Below are 18,100 nucleotides of genomic sequence, written 5' to 3'. Positions count from 1 at the left end.
TTACAGTCGTTCAAAGATAAAAAACAGTTCTTTACCTTGTCTTTCTTTTATAGAATTTGTTGCGCGTTCTAGTATTTTAATTTTAAAATATTTACTGAAGATTGCTTCGTATTCGTCTTTGTTACCTCCAAAAGGTGGACCAGACTCTGTTAATGGAAAATCGAACAGTAATCCAACTAGCTTACCGTTAGGCTTTAATAGTTGATACATTTTTTCTACGTATTGCTTCCTTAAATCAGGGTTTAATGCGCAGAAAAAAGTTTGTTCTATGATAAGATCAAATTTACTATTAAGCTCAAAGAAATCATGATGTAGTAATTGTTCGTCAGGAAAATCTTTCACCCTGTTTCTTAAATTTTCTAGCGGTTGTTTGGCAATATCTAGGACAAAAGTATTTGTAAACCCTTTACCCCATAACAATTCGGCTTCAAAACTATTACCAGCGCCAGGAATTAAAATTGAAATAGACTTATTATCTAATTGTTCTATATATTTTTTTATTGGTGGTGATGCATATCCAATATTCCATCCAGTTTTATTTTCTTCATATCTGTGTTCCCAATAAGCTTTGTCAAATTTATTCTTCATCATCGTTATAAAAACTATTTATATCTCGTCTATCTTTTTTAGTTGGTCTTCCGGTTCCTTTTTTACGGTAGTAGTCTTTACTGTACTTTAAAAGTTCTTTGGCAGCAAAAGCTTCTTTAGGAGTAGTGTCTATTCTGTAGATATCTACTAACTTAGCGCCAACCCGATTGGGAGGTATGTCATTAACTGTTAATTGATAAGTGATTTGATCTTTTCTTAATTCAATTTTATCAGTTGGGTAGACTTCCCTCGACGGCTTTGCTACACTATCGTTTATCTTAATTTGTCCTTTTTTGCAGGCTTGCGTTGCCAAACTTCTAGTTTTGTAATAGCGTATACACCATAAATATTTATCAATTCGCATATATTTTTAACTAAAATCTACGTTAACCTTTTGGCATAAAAATATTAATTTAATGTATCTTGCGCCACATAATTAAAGCAATAATGAATATTTGATATGATTTGTGGTTAATCCTATCAAAAAATAGTAATTAGAATATGAAATCAATAAAATTTATAGTTTGTTTATTATTAGTAACAGTTTTTGTAATTTCTTGCAAAGATGATGATGTTACTGTTCCTGATGTAGTGGTAAGAGATAGAGGAGAGCAGCAATTAGCAGATAGCGACTCGCTTGTAGCTTATCTTTCTACGCACTATTACAATTCAGATTTCTTTCTTACAGGAACGAATCATAAATATTCAGATATAGTTATTACTGAGCTCGCAGAAGGCGAAGATGTGCCAGCAGGACATACTTTACTTTTAGATGCCGTAGAAACCCATAGTACTACTTATGAAGATACAGATTATGATTACTATGTTTTAAGATTAAATCAAGGTGCTGGTGACTCTCCAAGATTTACAGATCAAGTAAGAATGCGATACGAAGGTTTTACACTAGTAGATGGAACTGTTTTTGATTCCCTTGCTACACCTGAAGATTTATTTTTAACAGGAGCTGGATTTACTCCAGGTCTTATCAGAGCTTGGCAATTAGTTGTACCAATGTTTAATTGTGCGGACAGTTTTATGAACTCAGGTGGTATAACAAACTATAACAATTTTGGTTTAGGTGTAATGTTTGTACCTTCTGGCATTGGATATTTTTCAGGAACTGGCTCTGGTAGTATAGCATCTTATTCTAATCTTGTATTTAAGTTTGAACTGTTACAATACGAAGAAGTAGACCATGATGCAGATGGTATCCCTTCTTATGTGGAGGATTTAGATGCTAATTTAGATGTATTTGAAGATGATACAGATGAGGATTTAGCTCCTAATTATATAGATCAAGATGATGATAATGATGGTGTATTAACTATTAATGAGTTAGTGCCTACTACTTACACTGTTGACACAAATATGGGAGAAACAGAGCCAACGTTAGCAAGTAATGAGTATGAATTAAATAGATCTACTTCCAACGGTATTATTACAATAAATACTGTTACAGCTGTAGACTCTGATAATAATGGTACACCAGACTATTTACAAGAAGACATTGCTATAAATTATAATGAAGAGGAGGAATAGAAATATGCTTCATTAAGAAATAAAAAAAGCCGCTTTTAGCGGCTTTTTCTATTTATATGGTTTGCTAATTTATAAAGCAATAGATAAACTTAGTATTAACTGATCTGGTCTTGTATCAATTCTACTAGAAACACTGGTGCCTAAATTATTATTTATAAACGTAGCTTCGTTATCATTAAAACCTCTTTCGTATCTCAGGTCAATCCCTACTTTATTAAAATTAAGACCTATACCAAAATTTAACCCAACAGAGAAATCGTCTTCAACATTGTCAATATCAATACCTTCAAACTCTGTGTCTAGAATATATTGTAGTGAAGGACCACCAAATACACTTACAGGTCCTAAAACTTTAATTCCAACTAAAAGAGGTGCATCTAATTTCTTAATATTAAATGCGTTGTCATCGTAATCACTTTTTGTTGCTGTATAAACAAGCTCTGGCCTAAAGTAAAACTGGTTTCCAATTTTGCCAAATAGTCCTACATGATAGCCAATGTTTCGGTCTGGATTTTTGGCGTTATCACCAATGGATTCAAAATAATCACCATTAGCGCTGTAATTTAAACCACCTTTAAAGCCAAAGGCACTACCTTTTTGTGCATGCGCACTTAATCCAACAAATGCCAGAACTACAGCTAGTAGAGCTGCTTTTTTCAAATTTTTCATATTGTTCGTTTTTAAGATTAGGTATCTAATATCAAAAACGTTGCCAAAATGAAGTTATTTTCTTTTCAGTACTTTTTTTGCAGCTTCTTGTATGGCAGAGCTGTTTAAACCGTACTTGTCCATAAGCTGTGCAGGTGTGCCAGATTCTCCAAATGTGTCTTTTGTAGCAACAAATTCTTGAGGTGTTGGGTTGTGCTGCGCTAATACTCTTGCAACACTTTCTCCAAGACCACCTAAATAATTGTGTTCTTCTGCGGTTACGACACATCCTGTTTTAGAAACTGAATCTAAAATTGCTTTATCATCTAATGGTTTTATAGTGTGAATGTTTATCACTTCAGCACTAATTCCATTATCATTTAAAACTTTTGCAGCCTCTAAAGCTTCCCAAACCAAATGGCCTGTTGCTACTATAGTAACATCGTTTCCGTCAGTAAGTTTTACAGCTTTTCCAATTTCAAATTTGCCATTTTCTGGTGTGAAATTAGGTACTTTAGGACGACCGAATCTCAAATATACAGGACCATCGTGTTTTGCTATAGCTAAAGTTGCAGCTTTAGTTTGGTTATAATCACAAGTGTTAATTACAGTCATTCCTGGTAGCATCTTCATTAAGCCTATATCTTCTAAGATTTGATGAGTTGCACCATCTTCACCCAATGTAACACCAGCATGCGAAGCACAGATTTTTACATTTTTATGAGAGTAAGCAACACTTTGACGAATTTGGTCGTAAACTCTACCAGTAGAAAAGTTAGCAAATGTGCCTGTAAACGGAATTTTACCTCCTATTGTCATACCTGCAGCCATACCAATCATATTAGCTTCTGCAATACCTACTTGAAAGAATCGTTCTGGATGATTGGCTTTAAAATCATCCATTTTAAGAGATCCAGTTAAATCAGCACAAAGCGCTACAACATTTTCATTTGTTTGTCCTAACTCTGTTAAACCAGCTCCAAAACCAGAGCGTGTATCCTTATTTCCTGTGTTTGTATATGTTTTCATTCTGTGATTTTGAAACTATGATTAATAGTAAGTGTTTTTTTAGTGTTATCTACGTTGATGGCTTCGATTAAAACAGACCCTTTCTCGTCTAATGCTTTTAAAATTAGACCATCAGGTAAATCAACTGTTATTTGCCCTTTGCTAGAGGTCATTCTTAGCATTAAACCTACAAACTTTGAAAAAAACACGTTATTCTTACAGTTTAGATTATCTGCTACTGAAATAGTAATTGCTTCAGAAGGTTCGAAGTCTGGATATAGTTTGTAGGTACTAGTTTTAAAATCTACAACACTATCTTCTTCTTTTATATCTTCAGTAATAAGATTAATATTTTCATTTATTGCATCCTTTTCATCTACTGGTAGTATGTTTTCAATATCTAAATTGGCATATATTATGCTTTCAGCGAATTTGAAAAAAATAATTAGTTTATCATTTTCAGCACTGTAGATTAAATTAAATTGTGATCCTTCTATTTTATTAGCACCACCTAGAAAAACAGATTTTCCAAACTCATTTGTTAGTAAATCATCATTAGTCCATAGGTACTTTCCATCTTTGTCAAAACCTATAGAAATTGTGTCAATTGTTTTTTTTCGCTCATTAGGAATAGCGTAGTCAACAGTATAATCTATATCGATTACAGTTTCTTGCGAAAAGGAAACTAAAGTTGCTAAAAGAAATATAAATAGTAATTTTTTCATCTTAATAGTCTCCAAGAGTTTCTTCGTTCTGTACTAAACCTGTTGCTAATTGCTCATCGTTTGGTGCTTTACCATGCCATGCGTGTGTGTGCATCATAAAATCTACACCATTACCCATTACAGTTTTTAGTAATACACATACAGGCTTGCCATTTCCTGTTAAGGATTTTGCGTTTTGCATACCTTCTAAAATAGCTTCAATGTTATTACCATCTTCTATTTCTACAACAGTCCAACCGAAAGCCTCAAATTTTGCCTTTATGTTGCCCATAGGTAAAACAGTATCGGTTGACCCATCTATCTGTTGTCCGTTCAGGTCGATAGTAGAAATAAGATTATCTATTTTATTTCCGGCAGCATACATAATGGCCTCCCAGTTTTGACCTTCTTGTAGTTCACCATCTCCATGTAAACTATATATAAGATGGTTATCGTTGTTTAATTTTTTAGACTCAGCAGCACCAATAGCTACAGACATTCCCTGACCTAAAGAACCAGACGCTATTCTTATACCTGGTAAGCCTTCGTGCGTTGTTGGGTGACCTTGTAGTCTAGAATCTATTAATCTGAATGTGTTTAACTCTTCAACTGGAAAATAACCAGTTCGTGCAAGTACACTGTAAAATACAGGTGAGATATGACCGTTAGATAAGAAAAATAAATCTTCGTCTATACCATCCATATCAAAACCGTCTTTGGTTTCCATTATTTCATTGTAAAGGCATACGAAAAATTCTGCACAACCTAATGATCCTCCAGGATGACCAGAATTTACTTTGTGTACCATGCGTAGGATATCTCTACGAACTTGAGTGGTTAAATCTTCTAATTGTTGAATATTAGACATGTTTTTTAGCTTAAATTAATGCTGCAAAAGTAGCTTTTTAATAGTCCTATTCAAAAACCCTAAACTCTCACTTATTAACGATTTTGAAGAATTGCTAACAATTTTTGAATTTAATTAAGACTCGAATGTATTTGAGTTATTTATATTTGCCACCAGACTTATATATATGAAATTTAATCGCGTAGCAGAAGATAAGGAAACGAAGGCAAGAGCAGGTGTTATATCCACTGATCATGGTCATATAGAAACACCAATTTTTATGCCTGTTGGTACAGTAGCAACAGTAAAAGGTGTGCATCAGCGCGAACTAAAGAATGACATTAATCCCGATATTATACTAGGGAATACATACCACTTATACCTTAGACCTCAGACTCCTATTTTAGAACAAGCAGGAGGACTTCATAAGTTTATGAATTGGGACCGCAATATTTTGACGGATTCTGGTGGTTATCAGGTTTATTCTTTATCCGCAAATAGAAAAATAAAAGAGGAAGGTGTAAAATTTAAATCTCACATAGATGGTAGTTATCATGTGTTTACACCAGAAAATGTTATGGAAATTCAACGGTCAATTGGTGCGGATATCATTATGGCTTTTGATGAATGTACGCCTTATCCATGCGATTATAACTATGCAAAACGATCAATGCATATGACGCATCGTTGGCTAGAGCGATGTATGACGCATTTAGAAAAAGTACCGTTTAAGTATGGTTACGAACAAACATTTTTTCCAATAGTACAAGGTAGTACCTATAAGGATTTAAGAATACAATCTGCTGAATATATAGCAAATGCCGGAGCGCAAGGAAATGCTATCGGAGGCTTGTCAGTTGGAGAACCAGCAGAAGAGATGTATGCTATGACAGAAGTGGTTTGTGATATTTTACCAGAGGAAAAGCCTCGTTATTTAATGGGAGTTGGCACGCCTATCAATATTTTAGAGAATATTGCGTTAGGTGTAGATATGTTTGATTGTGTTATGCCTACCAGAAATGCCAGAAATGGTATGCTGTTTACAGCACATGGCACCATAAATATTAAAAATAAAAAATGGGCTGATGATTTTTCGCCTATAGATGAAATGGGAATTACCTTTGTAGATACAGAGTACAGTAAAGCATATTTAAAGCATCTATTCTCAGTAAATGAGTTGTTAGGAAAGCAAATAGCTACAATTCATAATTTAGGATTTTATTTATGGCTGGTAAGAGAAGCTAGAAAACACATTATTGAAGGTGATTTTAAAATTTGGAAAGAAAAGATGGTTAAACAAATGGATAAAAGATTGTAGTAAGTGAAAATCTTAGATTGGTACATACTTAAGCGCTATTTGTTAACATTTTTAATGATGTTATTGCTGTTTATTCCTATAGGAATTACAGTAGATTTAGCCGAAAAAGTAGGGAAAATAATAGAAAATGAAGCACCTTTTAGTGAGGTTACAGCCTATTACATAGACTTTACGGTCTACTTTGCCAATCTGTTATTTCCTTTGTTCTTATTTTTATCTGTAATCTGGTTTACATCTAAGCTAGCCAACAATACAGAGATAGTAGCTTTTTTAAGCTCAGGAGTATCTTTTACTAGATTTTTAAGACCCTATTTAATAGGGGCAACAATTGTAGCTGCCATTGCTTTGGTTTTGGGAATGTATTTGGCGCCTATAGCTAGTCAAGGGTTTAATGAGTTTAAATACAAATACCTTAAGAAGCACAAAAAAATACAAGAAACAAGGCACGTTTACCAGCAAATAAATGATAATGATTATATATATGTGAGCAGTTTTGTACCAGCAAGTAAGATAGGTCAAAACTTCACTTATGAGCATTTCGAAGGCAACGAACTAAAGTATAAAATTTTTGCTGACAATATTAGATATGTTGAAAGAGATAGTAGTTATAGACTTATCTCATATGTAAAACGTTCATTTGAAAACGGAGTAGAAACTGTGGAAAAACTTCGTAGAAAGGACACCATATTTCCTTTTGAATTAGAAGATTTAACACCAGTTGAATATGCAGCAGAGACCAAATCTTATAGTGAACTTTTAAGGTTTATTGAGTCAGAAAAAAAGAAAGGATCAAAAAATATAGGAAGATATGAAGTGGTAAAACTTAAAAAATGGAGTTTACCAGTTTCAATATTTATATTAACTATTATTGCCGTCGCAGTGTCGTCAGTTAAACGTAGAGGTGGCATGGGAGTTAACTTAGCGTTTGGTATTGCTATAGCTATGATTTATGTCTTTTTTGATAAAATATTTGGGGTTATGGCAGAGCAGTCCAATTTTTCGCCTGTTATAGCAGTATGGTTTCCTAATATAATATTTGGTATTTTAGCTGTATACCTCCTACAAAATGCCAAACGCTAGATTAAAGGATTATCTTCATTTACATTTTCTGGTTTTTATAGCTGGTTTTACAGCAATTCTAGGTAAGGAAATTTCAGCAGGTGCTACAGCAATTGTATGGTATAGAATGGCAATAGCAGCTGTTTTAATGTTTATCTATATAAAAATTATAAAGCTCAATATTAAGGTGAGTAAAGAGGCAGTTATAAAGTTCTCTGTTGCTGGCGTTATAATTGCTTTACATTGGATTACCTTTTTTGAATCTATAAAACAATCTAACGTTTCTATTGCGTTAGCTATGTTTTCTTCAGGAGCTTTTTTTGCGTCATTTATAGAGCCAATATTTTTTAAAAGACGTGTTTTGGTTTATGAAATAGGTTTTGGATTAATAGTAATACTTGGAGTATTTCTAATTACAAGTAGTGAGTTAAAATATATCAATGGTATCATATTGGGATTACTATCTGCGCTTTTTTCAACCTTATTTGCTGTTATAAATGGACGATTTATCGAAAAGTATAATTCAACAGTCATTTCATTTTATGAGTTTATAAGTGGAGTTTTATTTTTAAGTTTATTCATACATTTTTCCGGAATACATTTTAATGAAAGTTTCTTCACACTTACGCAAATAGATTGGGTTTACATTTTTATTTTAGCTTCGGTATGTACAGCTTATGCTTTTATTGGTGCAGTTGAGGTAATGCGATACATAAGTCCTTTTACGGTGATTTTAACCTACAACTTAGAGCCAATTTATGGTATAATATTAGCGTTATTTCTTTTTCCTGAAACCGAGCAGATGTCTTCTCAGTTTTATTTTGGAGCAACTTTAATAATAGTAATAGTCCTGTTTGATGCTTTGTTGAAAAACAATAAAGCTCGAAAACGAAAAAAGATGCCTGTTAACAATTGAAGTTTGTATATTTGTAGACTTAATTAACTAAAAACTAACTTCAAATTGTATGGAATATTTAGAGTTTGAATTACCCATAAAAGAATTAGAAGAGCAGCTTGATAAATGCCAAATTATTGGAAAAGAGAGTGATGTAGATGTTACAGAAACCTGTAAACAGATCGAGAAAAAGCTAGCTGAAACTAAAAAAGAGATATACAAAAATCTTACGGCTTGGCAACGTGTTCAGTTGTCTCGTCACCCTAACAGACCATATACACTAGATCATATCAAAGCACTTTGTGGAGATTCTTTCTTAGAATTACATGGAGACAGAAATGTTAAGGATGATAAGGCTATGATTGGCGGTTTGGGTAAAATCGGTGACCAAACATACATGTTTATTGGTCAACAAAAAGGATACAATACCAAAACAAGACAATATAGAAACTTCGGAATGTCTAACCCAGAAGGTTATCGTAAGGCATTACGTCTTATGAAGTCTGCTGAAAAATTCGGAATACCTGTTGTAACTTTGATAGATACTCCTGGTGCTTATCCAGGATTAGAAGCAGAAGAAAGAGGACAAGGCGAAGCTATTGCAAGGAATATTTTAGAAATGTCTCGTTTAAAAGTGCCAATTATAACGATTATTATTGGTGAAGGAGCTTCTGGAGGAGCTTTAGGAATTGGAGTGGGAGACAAGGTTATGATGTTAGAAAACACTTGGTATTCTGTAATTTCACCAGAGTCTTGCTCGTCTATTTTATGGAGAAGTTGGGAATATAAAGAGCAGGCAGCCGAAGCGTTAAAACTTACTGCAAAGGACATGAAACGTATGAAGCTTGTAGACCAAATCATAAAAGAACCACTTGGTGGTGCGCATACAGACAGAGAAAAAACATTTTTAGCGGTCAGAGATGCTATAGTAAAGACTTATGAAGAGTTAAAAAACTTATCACCAAAAGAATTAGTGAAAAATCGTATGAGTAAATACGATGAAATGGGAGTCTATAAAGACTAAATCCACTAGACATAAGCAACTAAAAAAAACTGAAGTTGAGTCTTCAGTTTTTTTTGGCACTATTAACAATATATTTAAGTTATTAACAGTTAGATTGTTGAAGACCTGTTGAGATTGCAAACAAAATAAAACACATCTCATCGATACTATTTAACTACTTTTGTTATTTATGAAACAACCCAATCCAATACCAGGTTATAAAGTCGATAAAAGCACTATTATTAGTTTAGAGAAAGGAAAAATACCTCCTCAAGCTATTGATTTAGAGGAAGTTGTGCTTGGTGCAATGATGATAGATAAAAAAGGTGTTGATGAGGTTATTGATATTTTAAGCCCAGAAGCTTTTTATAAAGATGCCCATAAGTACATCTTTGAAGCTATTTTCAAATTATTTGAAAATAGTGAACCTATTGACTTATTAACTGTTTCATCTCAATTAAAGAAGGATGAAAAATTAGAATTGGTTGGTGGTGATTTTTACCTTATTTCGTTAACTCAGCGTGTATCTTCTTCAGCACATATTGAGTTTCATGCACGTATAATTCTTCAAAAGTATATTCAGCGAAGTTTAATAAAAATTTCAAACGAAATTATTGAAGAAGCTTATGACGAAACTAAAGATGTTTTTGACCTTTTAGATAATGCAGAAGCTAAACTTTATGAAGTAACTCAGGGAAATGTTAAGAAGTCTACTGAGACAGCACAAAGTTTGGTAATACAAGCAAAAAAGAAGATTGAAGAGATTTCAAATAAAGAAGGTCTAAGTGGTATACCAACTGGTTTTGATAAGTTAGATAAGTTAACGTCTGGTTGGCAACCATCAGATTTAATTATTGTTGCAGCGCGTCCTGGTATGGGTAAAACAGCTTTAACGCTTACCATGGCTCGTAATATAGCTGTAGATTTTAATCATCCTGTGGCATTCTTTTCTTTAGAGATGTCATCTGTGCAGCTAATTACACGTTTAATTTCGAGTGAAACAGGTTTGTCCTCAGAAAAGTTAAGAACAGGAAAACTTGAAAAACACGAATGGGAACAGCTTAATGTTAAAGTTAAAACCTTAGAAAAGGCACCGTTATATATTGATGATACACCATCATTATCCATTTTCGATTTGAGAGCGAAGGCGCGTCGTTTGGCATCGCAATATGGTATTAAGATGATTATGATTGACTATTTGCAGTTAATGACAGCAGGTGGAAGTCAAAAAGGTGGTAATCGTGAGCAGGAAATTTCTATGATTTCACGTAACCTTAAAGCTTTGGCAAAAGAATTAAATGTACCTGTTATTGCATTATCTCAGTTATCGCGTGCTGTGGAGACACGTGGTGGTAGTAAAAGACCATTACTTTCAGATTTACGTGAATCTGGTGCGATTGAGCAAGATGCCGATATTGTATCATTTATCTACAGACCAGAATATTATAAAATTGATGAGTGGGATGACGAAGAGCGTTCGCCAACTGAAGGTCAAGGTGAATTTATCGTAGCAAAACACAGAAATGGTGGTTTAGAGAATATTAGATTGAAGTTTATTGGTCACTTAGGTAAGTTTGATAATTTGGATGATTTTGATACCCCTTTTGGTGAATTTCATTCAAAAATGAACACAGGTGCTAACGACGATACTTTTACGCCAGATAGTTTTCCTTCAGCAAGTGATGCTTTTGGTGGTCCTGATGATGATGGTGTACCTTTTTAACATCATTTTATAAGTATTAAGCCTCTTTTTTAACCTATATTTACGCTTCGCTATTTAAGAAGAAAATTGCCTCATGTTAGATCAAAGACGTACAACCAATATCTTGTTGTTAATCATAGTTATTCCATTAGTGTTTTATTTACTTAAAGTACTGTCTTTTATATTTATACCTCTGATTTTTTCAATGTTTATTGCATTGTTGTTTTTGCCTATAATGCGACAACTTGGGAGGAGAAAAGTACCTAAATTTCTGAGTATAATAGTCGTATTGCTTTTAGTAACTGTTGTAGTGTATCTAGGTGTTGAATTAATTCAGTTATCTAGTAGAGAAATCTTGGCTACCAAATCAGAATTTATTCCAAAGGCAGAGGAAAAAATGGCAGACTTAAAAGTATATTTATCCAACAGTTTTGGTATTGATTTTGAACAAGATAAAGGTTTTTTAGCTCAGTTTTTTGAAAAGGAAAACTTGGGTACTACATTTGGTTTTTTAAGAACGTTTTTTACAACACTTTTAATGACAGCCTTTTTTGTTGTATTATGGTTAGGCGAGTCTATAAATGTCCATAATTTACTTAACAATACCATATTAAAACAAAAGCATACTTCTATAAAGGCTTTTATGAAGATTGAAAAAGATCTGATCAAATTCATTAAAGTAAAGTTTTTGGTAAGTGCGTTAACAGGGTTATTTACAGGTTTAATGTGTGTAATGTTTGAGGTGAGTTTTCCAATATTTTGGGGACTATTTGCCTTCGCCATTAACTTTGTGCAAATGGTAGGTTCTTTTATTTCGGTGATTTTGCTTTCAATTTTTGCCTTTGTAGAGTTAGATCCAACAAGTACATTACTTTTCTTTATAGTTTCAATTTCTATGGTTCAAGTTGTTTTTGGTGCAATCTTAGAGCCAATTTTTATGGGAAAATCCTTTTCAATAAATATCATTGCAGTATTGGTTATGTTGATGTTTTGGGGATTTCTTTGGGGAATTCCAGGACTAATAATGGCTATTCCTATAACTGTTTTTATCAAGATTATTTTAGAACAATTTCCAAGCACTAAAGTCATTGCGAGTTTGCTTTCAGGTAAGGAAACCACTTTAAAATAAGAGCATTACTTCATAAAACTATTATAATTTTTTTCTTCTCAGAATAAAATTTGGTTATATTTCGTTCTAAATCTATGAACTTGAAAAAATTAACCTTCATATTATTTGCATTATTTTTTGGTGTTAATGCCTATGCATCCTACATTCTAATTCCTATGGACGCAGAGTCACAAGAAAATCATTTAAAAGCCTATGGAGTCACCTACTGGACTCTAGAACGAGAACTGAAAGTAAATTGGCTATTAAATTATAGAGGCGGTTCGTTTTTGTTGCCTGATGCAGAAATCATTCAGCGTGAATGCCAGATAAGAGGTGTATCTTTTGAAGTGATTTCGGACAGTAAAGCAAAGAAAATATTAGATGAAATTGCTAGTCCTGCAGTAAATCAAGAAGCTGTTGTATTAGAAAAAGCACCTAAGATTGCTGTTTATACACCTTATGGAAAACAACCTTGGGACGATGCAGTAACTATGGTTTTGACCTATGCTGAAATTCCGTATGAAACTATTTATGATGAAGAAGTGCTAAATGACGAATTGTTACTTTACGATTGGTTACATCTGCATCACGAAGATTTTACAGGTCAGTATGGAAAATTTTACAGAACATATCGTTCTGCAGCTTGGTATATAGAAGAAAAGAAAGAGGCAGAAGAACTAGCAAATAAGCTAGGCTATGATAAAGTTTCGGATGCAAAATTAGCCGTAGCCTTAAAAATTAGAGATTACGTAGTAGGAGGAGGATTTATGTTTGCAATGTGTTCTGCAACCGATAGTTTTGATATTGCTTTATCAGCAGAAGATGTTGATATTTGCGAGCCTATGTTTGATGGTGATGGAAGTGATCCAGGATATCAAAATAAAATAGATTATTCTAAAACTTTTGCGTTTAAGGATTTTATTTTAGAGCGTAATCCTAATGTTTATGAATTTTCTTCAATAGATATGACATCTAAACGTCAAATTCCATTTAAAACAGATTATTTCTCGTTGATGGAATATTCAGCAAAATGGGATCCAATTCCTACCATGCTAACACAAAATCATACATCTTTGGTTAAAGGATTTATGGGACAAACCACATCATTTACAAGAGATGAAATTAAATCTAATGTATTAGTGATGGGAGAAAATAGAACTAATGGCGAGGCAAAATACATTCACGGAATTAAGGGTAAAGGTTTTTTTACATTCTATGGTGGCCACGACCCAGAAGATTATACACATAGAGTAGGAGATCCTAAAACGGAACTCGATTTACACCCAACATCGCCTGGTTATAGGTTAATATTAAATAATGTTCTTTTTCCAGCTGCTAAGAAGAAGAAGCAGAAGACGTGATTCTAATTATTTACTAGTGCAGTTTAACTATAATTGACTTTCAAAAAGATTTAAAATGTCTACAAAAGAACAAATACTTAATAAGATTCAAATTCTAATTACAAATCACTTTAAAACGCCAGAAGAAGCATTTGCTTTTTTTGATGAAGACGGAGATAGAAAATTGTCAAAAAATGAAATTAAAAAATTGTTGAAACAAGCAGAGATCAGTGGTTTTCTAAGAGGGATTGTGTCATCAATGCTCATTGAGGGTTATGATAAGGATGGCGATGAATTGATAGATTGGAAAGAATTTAAGTTTGCTATTGATGAAATTTCTGATGGTTCAAAATAAAATCGAATGAAATTCTTTCAAAAAGAAATCAAACTAGAGGCTTACCCAAGAGGTTTTCATCTCATTACTTCGAAAGTAATAAATGTAATTCCTGAAATAGAAGAGATAAGAATAGGTCAATTACAAGTTTTTATTAAGCATACTTCTGCAAGTTTAACCATTAATGAAAATGCAGACCAAACAGTAAGATTAGATTTTGAAAGCCATATTAATAAAATGGTACCCGAAAATCAGCCGTATTATAAACACACCTTTGAAGGGCCAGACGATATGCCAGCACACATAAAAGCATCTTTAATGGGAGCTTCAGTACAAATACCAATTACCAATGGTAAACTAAATATGGGCATTTGGCAAGGTATTTACCTTTGTGAGCACAGAGATTATGCTTCAGGAAGACAGTTGATTATAACCGCTTTTGGAAATTAGAATTTTAGTAAATAAAAAATCCGACTCGTAAGAATCGGATTTTTTTAAGCGAAATGTTGTTATTAATTTGGCTAAAAGCCTTACTTTACTTTGTTTACTATTGCTTCAAAAGCTTCTGGGTGATTCATTGCTAAATCTGCAAGAACTTTACGGTTCAATTCGATATTGTTAGCTTTTAATTTACCCATAAACTTAGAATAGCTCATTCCGTGTTGTCTAGCACCTGCATTAATACGCATAATCCATAACGCGCGGAATGTTCTTTTTTTGTTTCTGCGGTCTCTGTACGAGTATTGCATCGCTTTGTCAACCGCATTTTTTGCTACTGTCCAAACGTTTTTACGTCTTCCGAAGTAACCTTTTGCTTGCTTAAGAACCTTTTTTCTTCTAGCTCTTTTAGCAACTGAATTTACTGATCTTGGCATTTCTTTTAATTGTTTTTTGTAGTAGGCGACCAAAAATATGGTACTTGCTAAATAATTTTGCCTAACTCCAGGGTTTATAAATTGTTTTAACCGATATTAAAACGTTGTTACTTTAAACGTAACATTGTTTTAATATTATCTTCGTCAGCCTTATGTACTAATGTATCATGGGTTAACGCAAGCTTACGCTTTTTAGACTTCTTTGTTAAGATGTGACTCTTAAAAGCGTGCTTTCTTTTAATTTTACCAGTGCCAGTTAGTTTGAAACGTTTCTTAGCACTCGATTTTGTTTTCATTTTAGGCATTTTGTCCTAGTTTTAATTTACGTTTCGCTTATCTTTTATATTCTATTGAAAAAGCAACAGAATATTTTTTATTTTACTTTTTTGGGAGCAATAAACATAATCATACGTTTACCTTCAAGTTTTGGCATTTGTTCAACTTTACCATACTCTTCAAGATCTTGCGCCAATCTTAATAATAAGATTTGTCCCTGTTCTTTAAACACTATTGATCGGCCTTTAAAGAATACAAAAGCTTTAAGTTTTGCTCCATCTTTTAAAAACTTCTCAGCGTGTTTCTTTTTAAATTCATAATCATGATCATCTGTTTGAGGACCAAAACGAATTTCTTTTACAACAACTTTAGAAGCTTTTGCTTTTAAAGCTTTTTCACGTTTCTTTTGTTCGTAAAGAAACTTTTTATAATCCATAATCTTACAAACAGGAGGCTTCGCATTAGGCGAAATCTCAACAAGATCTAATCCTTGTTCGTCAGCCATGGATAATGCTTTTTTGATAGGGTAAATGCCTACTTCGACATTTTCTCCAACAACTCTAACTTCTTCAGTTCTAATTTTGGAATTTATACGATGCTTATCCTCTTGGGCTTCTCGTCTGTTGTAACTCCTTCTGTTTCTACGTATTGCTATGGCTTATATTTTTTAATTAAACTTTATTTATTAAAAGCTTTTTAGGCTTTCTTTTATTTTATTATTGATCATTTCAGAAAATTCTACAACACTTATTGTGCCAAGATCTCCACCACCGTGTTCTCTTACGGTTATTGTGTTGTCATTTTCTTCTTGCTCGCCGACAACTATAATATAAGGAAATTTTTGTATTTCTGCTTCTCTAATTTTTTTCCCTACAGTTTCGTTTCTGTTATCTACGAGGGCGCGAATTTCGTTATTTTCTAACAAATTTAAAACTTTTTCGGCGTATTTTTCATATTTCTCACTTACAGATAATATCATAACCTGTTCTGGCATAAGCCAAAGTGGGAAGTTTCCACCTGTGTGTTCTAACAAAATTGCAACAAATCGTTCCATACTTCCAAATGGCGCTCTGTGTATCATTACAGGTCTGTGAAGCTCATTATCACTACCTTTATATGTTAAGTCAAAACGCTCTGGAAGGTTGTAATCCACCTGGATAGTTCCTAATTGCCATTGACGCCCTAAAGCATCCTTAACCATAAAATCTAGTTTAGGTCCGTAAAAAGCAGCTTCACCAGTTTCCACTACATAATTTAGACCTTTGTCTTTTGCTGCATTTAAAATCGCTTGTTCAGCTTTTTCCCAATTTTCATCACTACCAATATATTTTTCTGGATTTTGGGGATCTCTTAGAGAGACTTGGGCTGTAAAATTTTCAAATCCTAAAGAGCCGAACACATATAATACCAAATCTATTACTTCCTTAAATTCAGTGTCTAATTGATCTGGAGTACAAAAGATATGAGCATCATCTTGAGTGAATCCTCTAACACGAGTTAAACCATGTAACTCTCCGCTTTGCTCATATCTATAGACAGTACCAAACTCAGCGAATCGTTTTGGTAGCTCCTTGTAAGAGTATGGTCTGTTATTATATATCTCACAGTGATGTGGACAGTTCATTGGCTTTAAGAGAAACTCTTCACCTTCTGCAGGAGTGTTTATTGGTTGAAAACTATCTTCACCATATTTAGCGAAGTGACCAGAAGTTACATATAAATCCTTATTGCCAATATGTGGGGTAACAACCATTTCATAACCAGCTTTCTTCTGAGCAGCTTTTAGGAAATTTTCTAATCGTTCTCTTAATGCAGCTCCTTTCGGTAACCATAGAGGTAGTCCTTGACCTACTTTTTGTGAGAAAGTAAATAGCTCTAATTCTTTACCGAGTTTTCTATGGTCTCTTTTTTTAGCCTCTTCCAGTAAGTGTAGATATTCGGTTAATTCTTTTTGTTTAGGGAAGGAAATTCCATAAACTCTTGTTAATTGTTTTTCATTTTCATCACCTTTATAATAGGCACCAGCTACACTAAGTATTTTTACAGCTTTAATGATACCAGTATTTGGTATATGGCCTCCACGGCATAAATCTGTAAATGAAGAATGATCACAGAAACTTATAGTACCATCCTCAAGGTTTTCGATTAAATCTACTTTATATTCATTCTTACCTTTATAATATGAAATAGCATCTGCTTTAGAAACATCTCGCATTTTAAAATCATGTTTACCACGAGCTATTTCTATCATTTTGTTTTCAATGGTTTTGAAGTCTTTTTCTGAAATAGAATCTTCACCTAAATCAACATCATAATAAAAACCGTTTTCAATTGCAGGACCAACCCAAAGTTTTACGTTCGGATAGAGTTCCTCTAACGCTTGCGCTAAAACATGAGCCGAAGAATGCCAAAAAGCTTTCTTTCCTTCATCATCTTTCCATGTATATAAGGTAAGGCTACCATCAGTTGTTAATGGAGTGGTAGTTTCAATAATGGTATTATTGAATTTAGCTGAAATAACATTACGCGCAAAACCTTCGCTAATATCTACAGCCACTTCATAAGGAGTTACTTCTTTATTAAAAGATCGAACCGAACCATCAGGTAGAGTAATTTTTATCATTTAATTGTCTATATAATTTTAGCCCACAAAGATATACCTATATATATAAAGGACAAAGTGAAGTTTTTAATAAAATTAAATATACTGTAATCTGTTGTAATTTAGGTTTGTAGAATATTTCTTCAATAAAATTTCAAAAAGTATTTGGTAATAACGAAAACCGTTATATATTTGCACCCCCGAAACGGCCAAACAGGCAGAGATATCGGGACGTTCATTAACAGTTTAGGCAT

At 33.2% G+C, this 18,100-nt stretch carries 20 protein-coding genes; 10 read left to right on the top strand and 10 right to left on the bottom strand.

Translation table 11 applies throughout. The features are described from left to right. Positions 1-591, bottom strand: a complete 591-nt coding sequence (locus V1468_RS14940) for a methyltransferase (RefSeq protein ID WP_331811009.1) — start codon at positions 589-591, stop codon at positions 1-3. Continuing rightward, a complete protein-coding gene (locus V1468_RS14935; protein WP_331811008.1) occupies positions 578-952 on the bottom strand; it encodes an RNA-binding S4 domain-containing protein in 375 nt (124 codons plus the stop codon). Before V1468_RS14935 ends, V1468_RS14940 begins: the two co-directional genes overlap by 14 nt. A gap of 137 nt (positions 953-1,089) precedes the next feature. On the opposite strand from V1468_RS14935, the gene V1468_RS14930 reads away from it, so the two are divergent. Further along, entirely contained in the window at positions 1,090-2,127 is a 1,038-nt protein-coding gene (locus tag V1468_RS14930) for an FKBP-type peptidyl-prolyl cis-trans isomerase (protein ID WP_331811007.1), read from the top strand. Between the two features lie 69 nt (positions 2,128-2,196). On the opposite strand, the gene V1468_RS14925 is transcribed toward V1468_RS14930, so the two are convergent. Genes V1468_RS14925 through V1468_RS14910 form a run of 4 tightly spaced genes read right to left on the bottom strand, consistent with a single transcriptional unit; the run spans position 2,197 to position 5,355 of the window. Further along, complete coding sequence (locus V1468_RS14925) at positions 2,197-2,796, bottom strand: porin family protein (RefSeq protein ID WP_331811006.1); 600 nt, start codon at positions 2,794-2,796, stop codon at positions 2,197-2,199. 54 nt (positions 2,797-2,850) lie between these two features. After that, positions 2,851-3,804, bottom strand: a complete 954-nt coding sequence (locus V1468_RS14920; protein ID WP_331811005.1) for a transketolase family protein — start codon at positions 3,802-3,804, stop codon at positions 2,851-2,853. Further along, positions 3,801-4,508 (bottom strand): hypothetical protein, encoded by a 708-nt coding sequence (locus V1468_RS14915; protein ID WP_331811004.1) that lies wholly within the window; start codon positions 4,506-4,508, stop codon positions 3,801-3,803. The genes V1468_RS14920 and V1468_RS14915 overlap by 4 nt, the downstream gene beginning before the upstream one ends. Before the next feature lies 1 nt (position 4,509). Beyond that, positions 4,510-5,355: a transketolase gene (locus V1468_RS14910; protein ID WP_331811003.1), complete on the bottom strand. Its 846-nt coding sequence runs from the start codon at positions 5,353-5,355 to the stop codon at positions 4,510-4,512. A 166-nt stretch (positions 5,356-5,521) separates the two neighbouring features. Between V1468_RS14910 and tgt the strand changes: the two genes are divergently transcribed. The 9 genes from tgt to V1468_RS14865 all read left to right on the top strand — a co-directional run bounded on the left by tgt (position 5,522) and on the right by V1468_RS14865 (position 14,543). Next, the gene (tgt, locus tag V1468_RS14905) at positions 5,522-6,652 is read left to right on the top strand and encodes a tRNA guanosine(34) transglycosylase Tgt (RefSeq protein WP_331811002.1); all 1,131 of its coding nucleotides are present in this window, start codon (positions 5,522-5,524) and stop codon (positions 6,650-6,652) included. Positions 6,653-6,655: 3 nt separating this feature from the next. After that, a complete protein-coding gene (locus V1468_RS14900) occupies positions 6,656-7,732 on the top strand; it encodes an LptF/LptG family permease (RefSeq protein ID WP_331811001.1) in 1,077 nt (358 codons plus the stop codon). Continuing rightward, positions 7,719-8,627 (top strand): DMT family transporter, encoded by a 909-nt coding sequence (locus V1468_RS14895; RefSeq protein WP_331811000.1) that lies wholly within the window; start codon positions 7,719-7,721, stop codon positions 8,625-8,627. The genes V1468_RS14900 and V1468_RS14895 overlap by 14 nt, the downstream gene beginning before the upstream one ends. Before the next feature lie 49 nt (positions 8,628-8,676). Beyond that, a complete protein-coding gene (locus V1468_RS14890; RefSeq protein ID WP_331810999.1) occupies positions 8,677-9,630 on the top strand; it encodes an acetyl-CoA carboxylase carboxyltransferase subunit alpha in 954 nt (317 codons plus the stop codon). Between the two features lie 169 nt (positions 9,631-9,799). Then, on the top strand, positions 9,800-11,332 hold the full coding sequence (gene dnaB, locus V1468_RS14885) for a replicative DNA helicase (protein ID WP_331810998.1): 1,533 nt from the start codon (positions 9,800-9,802) through the stop codon (positions 11,330-11,332). Between the two features lie 73 nt (positions 11,333-11,405). Next, on the top strand, positions 11,406-12,440 hold the full coding sequence (locus tag V1468_RS14880) for an AI-2E family transporter (protein WP_331810997.1): 1,035 nt from the start codon (positions 11,406-11,408) through the stop codon (positions 12,438-12,440). A gap of 155 nt (positions 12,441-12,595) precedes the next feature. Continuing rightward, positions 12,596-13,780 (top strand): asparagine synthetase B, encoded by a 1,185-nt coding sequence (locus tag V1468_RS14875; RefSeq protein WP_331811149.1) that lies wholly within the window; start codon positions 12,596-12,598, stop codon positions 13,778-13,780. Positions 13,781-13,835: 55 nt separating this feature from the next. Continuing rightward, complete coding sequence (locus V1468_RS14870; protein ID WP_331810996.1) at positions 13,836-14,114, top strand: EF-hand domain-containing protein; 279 nt, start codon at positions 13,836-13,838, stop codon at positions 14,112-14,114. A 6-nt stretch (positions 14,115-14,120) separates the two neighbouring features. Further along, complete coding sequence (locus tag V1468_RS14865; protein ID WP_331810995.1) at positions 14,121-14,543, top strand: secondary thiamine-phosphate synthase enzyme YjbQ; 423 nt, start codon at positions 14,121-14,123, stop codon at positions 14,541-14,543. Between the two features lie 80 nt (positions 14,544-14,623). Here V1468_RS14865 and rplT read toward each other — a convergent pair whose 3' ends face one another. From rplT to thrS, 4 genes are all read right to left on the bottom strand, one after another. Then, positions 14,624-14,968, bottom strand: a complete 345-nt coding sequence (rplT, locus tag V1468_RS14860; protein WP_208155216.1) for a 50S ribosomal protein L20 — start codon at positions 14,966-14,968, stop codon at positions 14,624-14,626. 107 nt (positions 14,969-15,075) lie between these two features. Beyond that, entirely contained in the window at positions 15,076-15,273 is a 198-nt protein-coding gene (gene rpmI / locus V1468_RS14855) for a 50S ribosomal protein L35 (RefSeq protein ID WP_019388182.1), read from the bottom strand. 68 nt (positions 15,274-15,341) lie between these two features. Beyond that, on the bottom strand, positions 15,342-15,893 hold the full coding sequence (infC, locus tag V1468_RS14850) for a translation initiation factor IF-3 (RefSeq protein WP_331811148.1): 552 nt from the start codon (positions 15,891-15,893) through the stop codon (positions 15,342-15,344). 36 nt (positions 15,894-15,929) lie between these two features. After that, positions 15,930-17,867, bottom strand: a complete 1,938-nt coding sequence (gene thrS / locus V1468_RS14845) for a threonine--tRNA ligase (protein ID WP_331810994.1) — start codon at positions 17,865-17,867, stop codon at positions 15,930-15,932. Positions 17,868-18,100 lie beyond the last annotated feature (233 nt).

This window comes from Winogradskyella poriferorum (genome assembly GCF_036553625.1).
Classification (GTDB): domain Bacteria; phylum Bacteroidota; class Bacteroidia; order Flavobacteriales; family Flavobacteriaceae; genus Winogradskyella; species Winogradskyella poriferorum.
Note: the sequence above shows the minus strand (reverse complement) of the source record. Positions and strands in the feature narration are given on the sequence as shown.

Excerpts from the sequence above, each read along its gene's own strand:
- V1468_RS14940 (WP_331811009.1), bottom strand. The coding sequence starts at position 591 with ATGATGAAGAATAAATTTGACAAAGCTTATTGGGAACACAGATATGAA.
- V1468_RS14935 (WP_331811008.1), bottom strand. The coding sequence starts at position 952 with ATGCGAATTGATAAATATTTATGGTGTATACGCTATTACAAAACTAGA.
- V1468_RS14930 (WP_331811007.1), top strand. The coding sequence starts at position 1,090 with ATGAAATCAATAAAATTTATAGTTTGTTTATTATTAGTAACAGTTTTT.
- V1468_RS14925 (WP_331811006.1), bottom strand. The coding sequence starts at position 2,796 with ATGAAAAATTTGAAAAAAGCAGCTCTACTAGCTGTAGTTCTGGCATTT.
- V1468_RS14920 (WP_331811005.1), bottom strand. The coding sequence starts at position 3,804 with ATGAAAACATATACAAACACAGGAAATAAGGATACACGCTCTGGTTTT.
- V1468_RS14915 (WP_331811004.1), bottom strand. The coding sequence starts at position 4,508 with ATGAAAAAATTACTATTTATATTTCTTTTAGCAACTTTAGTTTCCTTT.
- V1468_RS14910 (WP_331811003.1), bottom strand. The coding sequence starts at position 5,355 with ATGTCTAATATTCAACAATTAGAAGATTTAACCACTCAAGTTCGTAGA.
- tgt (WP_331811002.1), top strand. The coding sequence starts at position 5,522 with ATGAAATTTAATCGCGTAGCAGAAGATAAGGAAACGAAGGCAAGAGCA.
- V1468_RS14895 (WP_331811000.1), top strand. The coding sequence starts at position 7,719 with ATGCCAAACGCTAGATTAAAGGATTATCTTCATTTACATTTTCTGGTT.
- V1468_RS14890 (WP_331810999.1), top strand. The coding sequence starts at position 8,677 with ATGGAATATTTAGAGTTTGAATTACCCATAAAAGAATTAGAAGAGCAG.
- dnaB (WP_331810998.1), top strand. The coding sequence starts at position 9,800 with ATGAAACAACCCAATCCAATACCAGGTTATAAAGTCGATAAAAGCACT.
- V1468_RS14880 (WP_331810997.1), top strand. The coding sequence starts at position 11,406 with ATGTTAGATCAAAGACGTACAACCAATATCTTGTTGTTAATCATAGTT.
- V1468_RS14875 (WP_331811149.1), top strand. The coding sequence starts at position 12,596 with ATGGACGCAGAGTCACAAGAAAATCATTTAAAAGCCTATGGAGTCACC.
- V1468_RS14870 (WP_331810996.1), top strand. The coding sequence starts at position 13,836 with ATGTCTACAAAAGAACAAATACTTAATAAGATTCAAATTCTAATTACA.
- V1468_RS14865 (WP_331810995.1), top strand. The coding sequence starts at position 14,121 with ATGAAATTCTTTCAAAAAGAAATCAAACTAGAGGCTTACCCAAGAGGT.
- rplT (WP_208155216.1), bottom strand. The coding sequence starts at position 14,968 with ATGCCAAGATCAGTAAATTCAGTTGCTAAAAGAGCTAGAAGAAAAAAG.
- rpmI (WP_019388182.1), bottom strand. The coding sequence starts at position 15,273 with ATGCCTAAAATGAAAACAAAATCGAGTGCTAAGAAACGTTTCAAACTA.
- thrS (WP_331810994.1), bottom strand. The coding sequence starts at position 17,867 with ATGATAAAAATTACTCTACCTGATGGTTCGGTTCGATCTTTTAATAAA.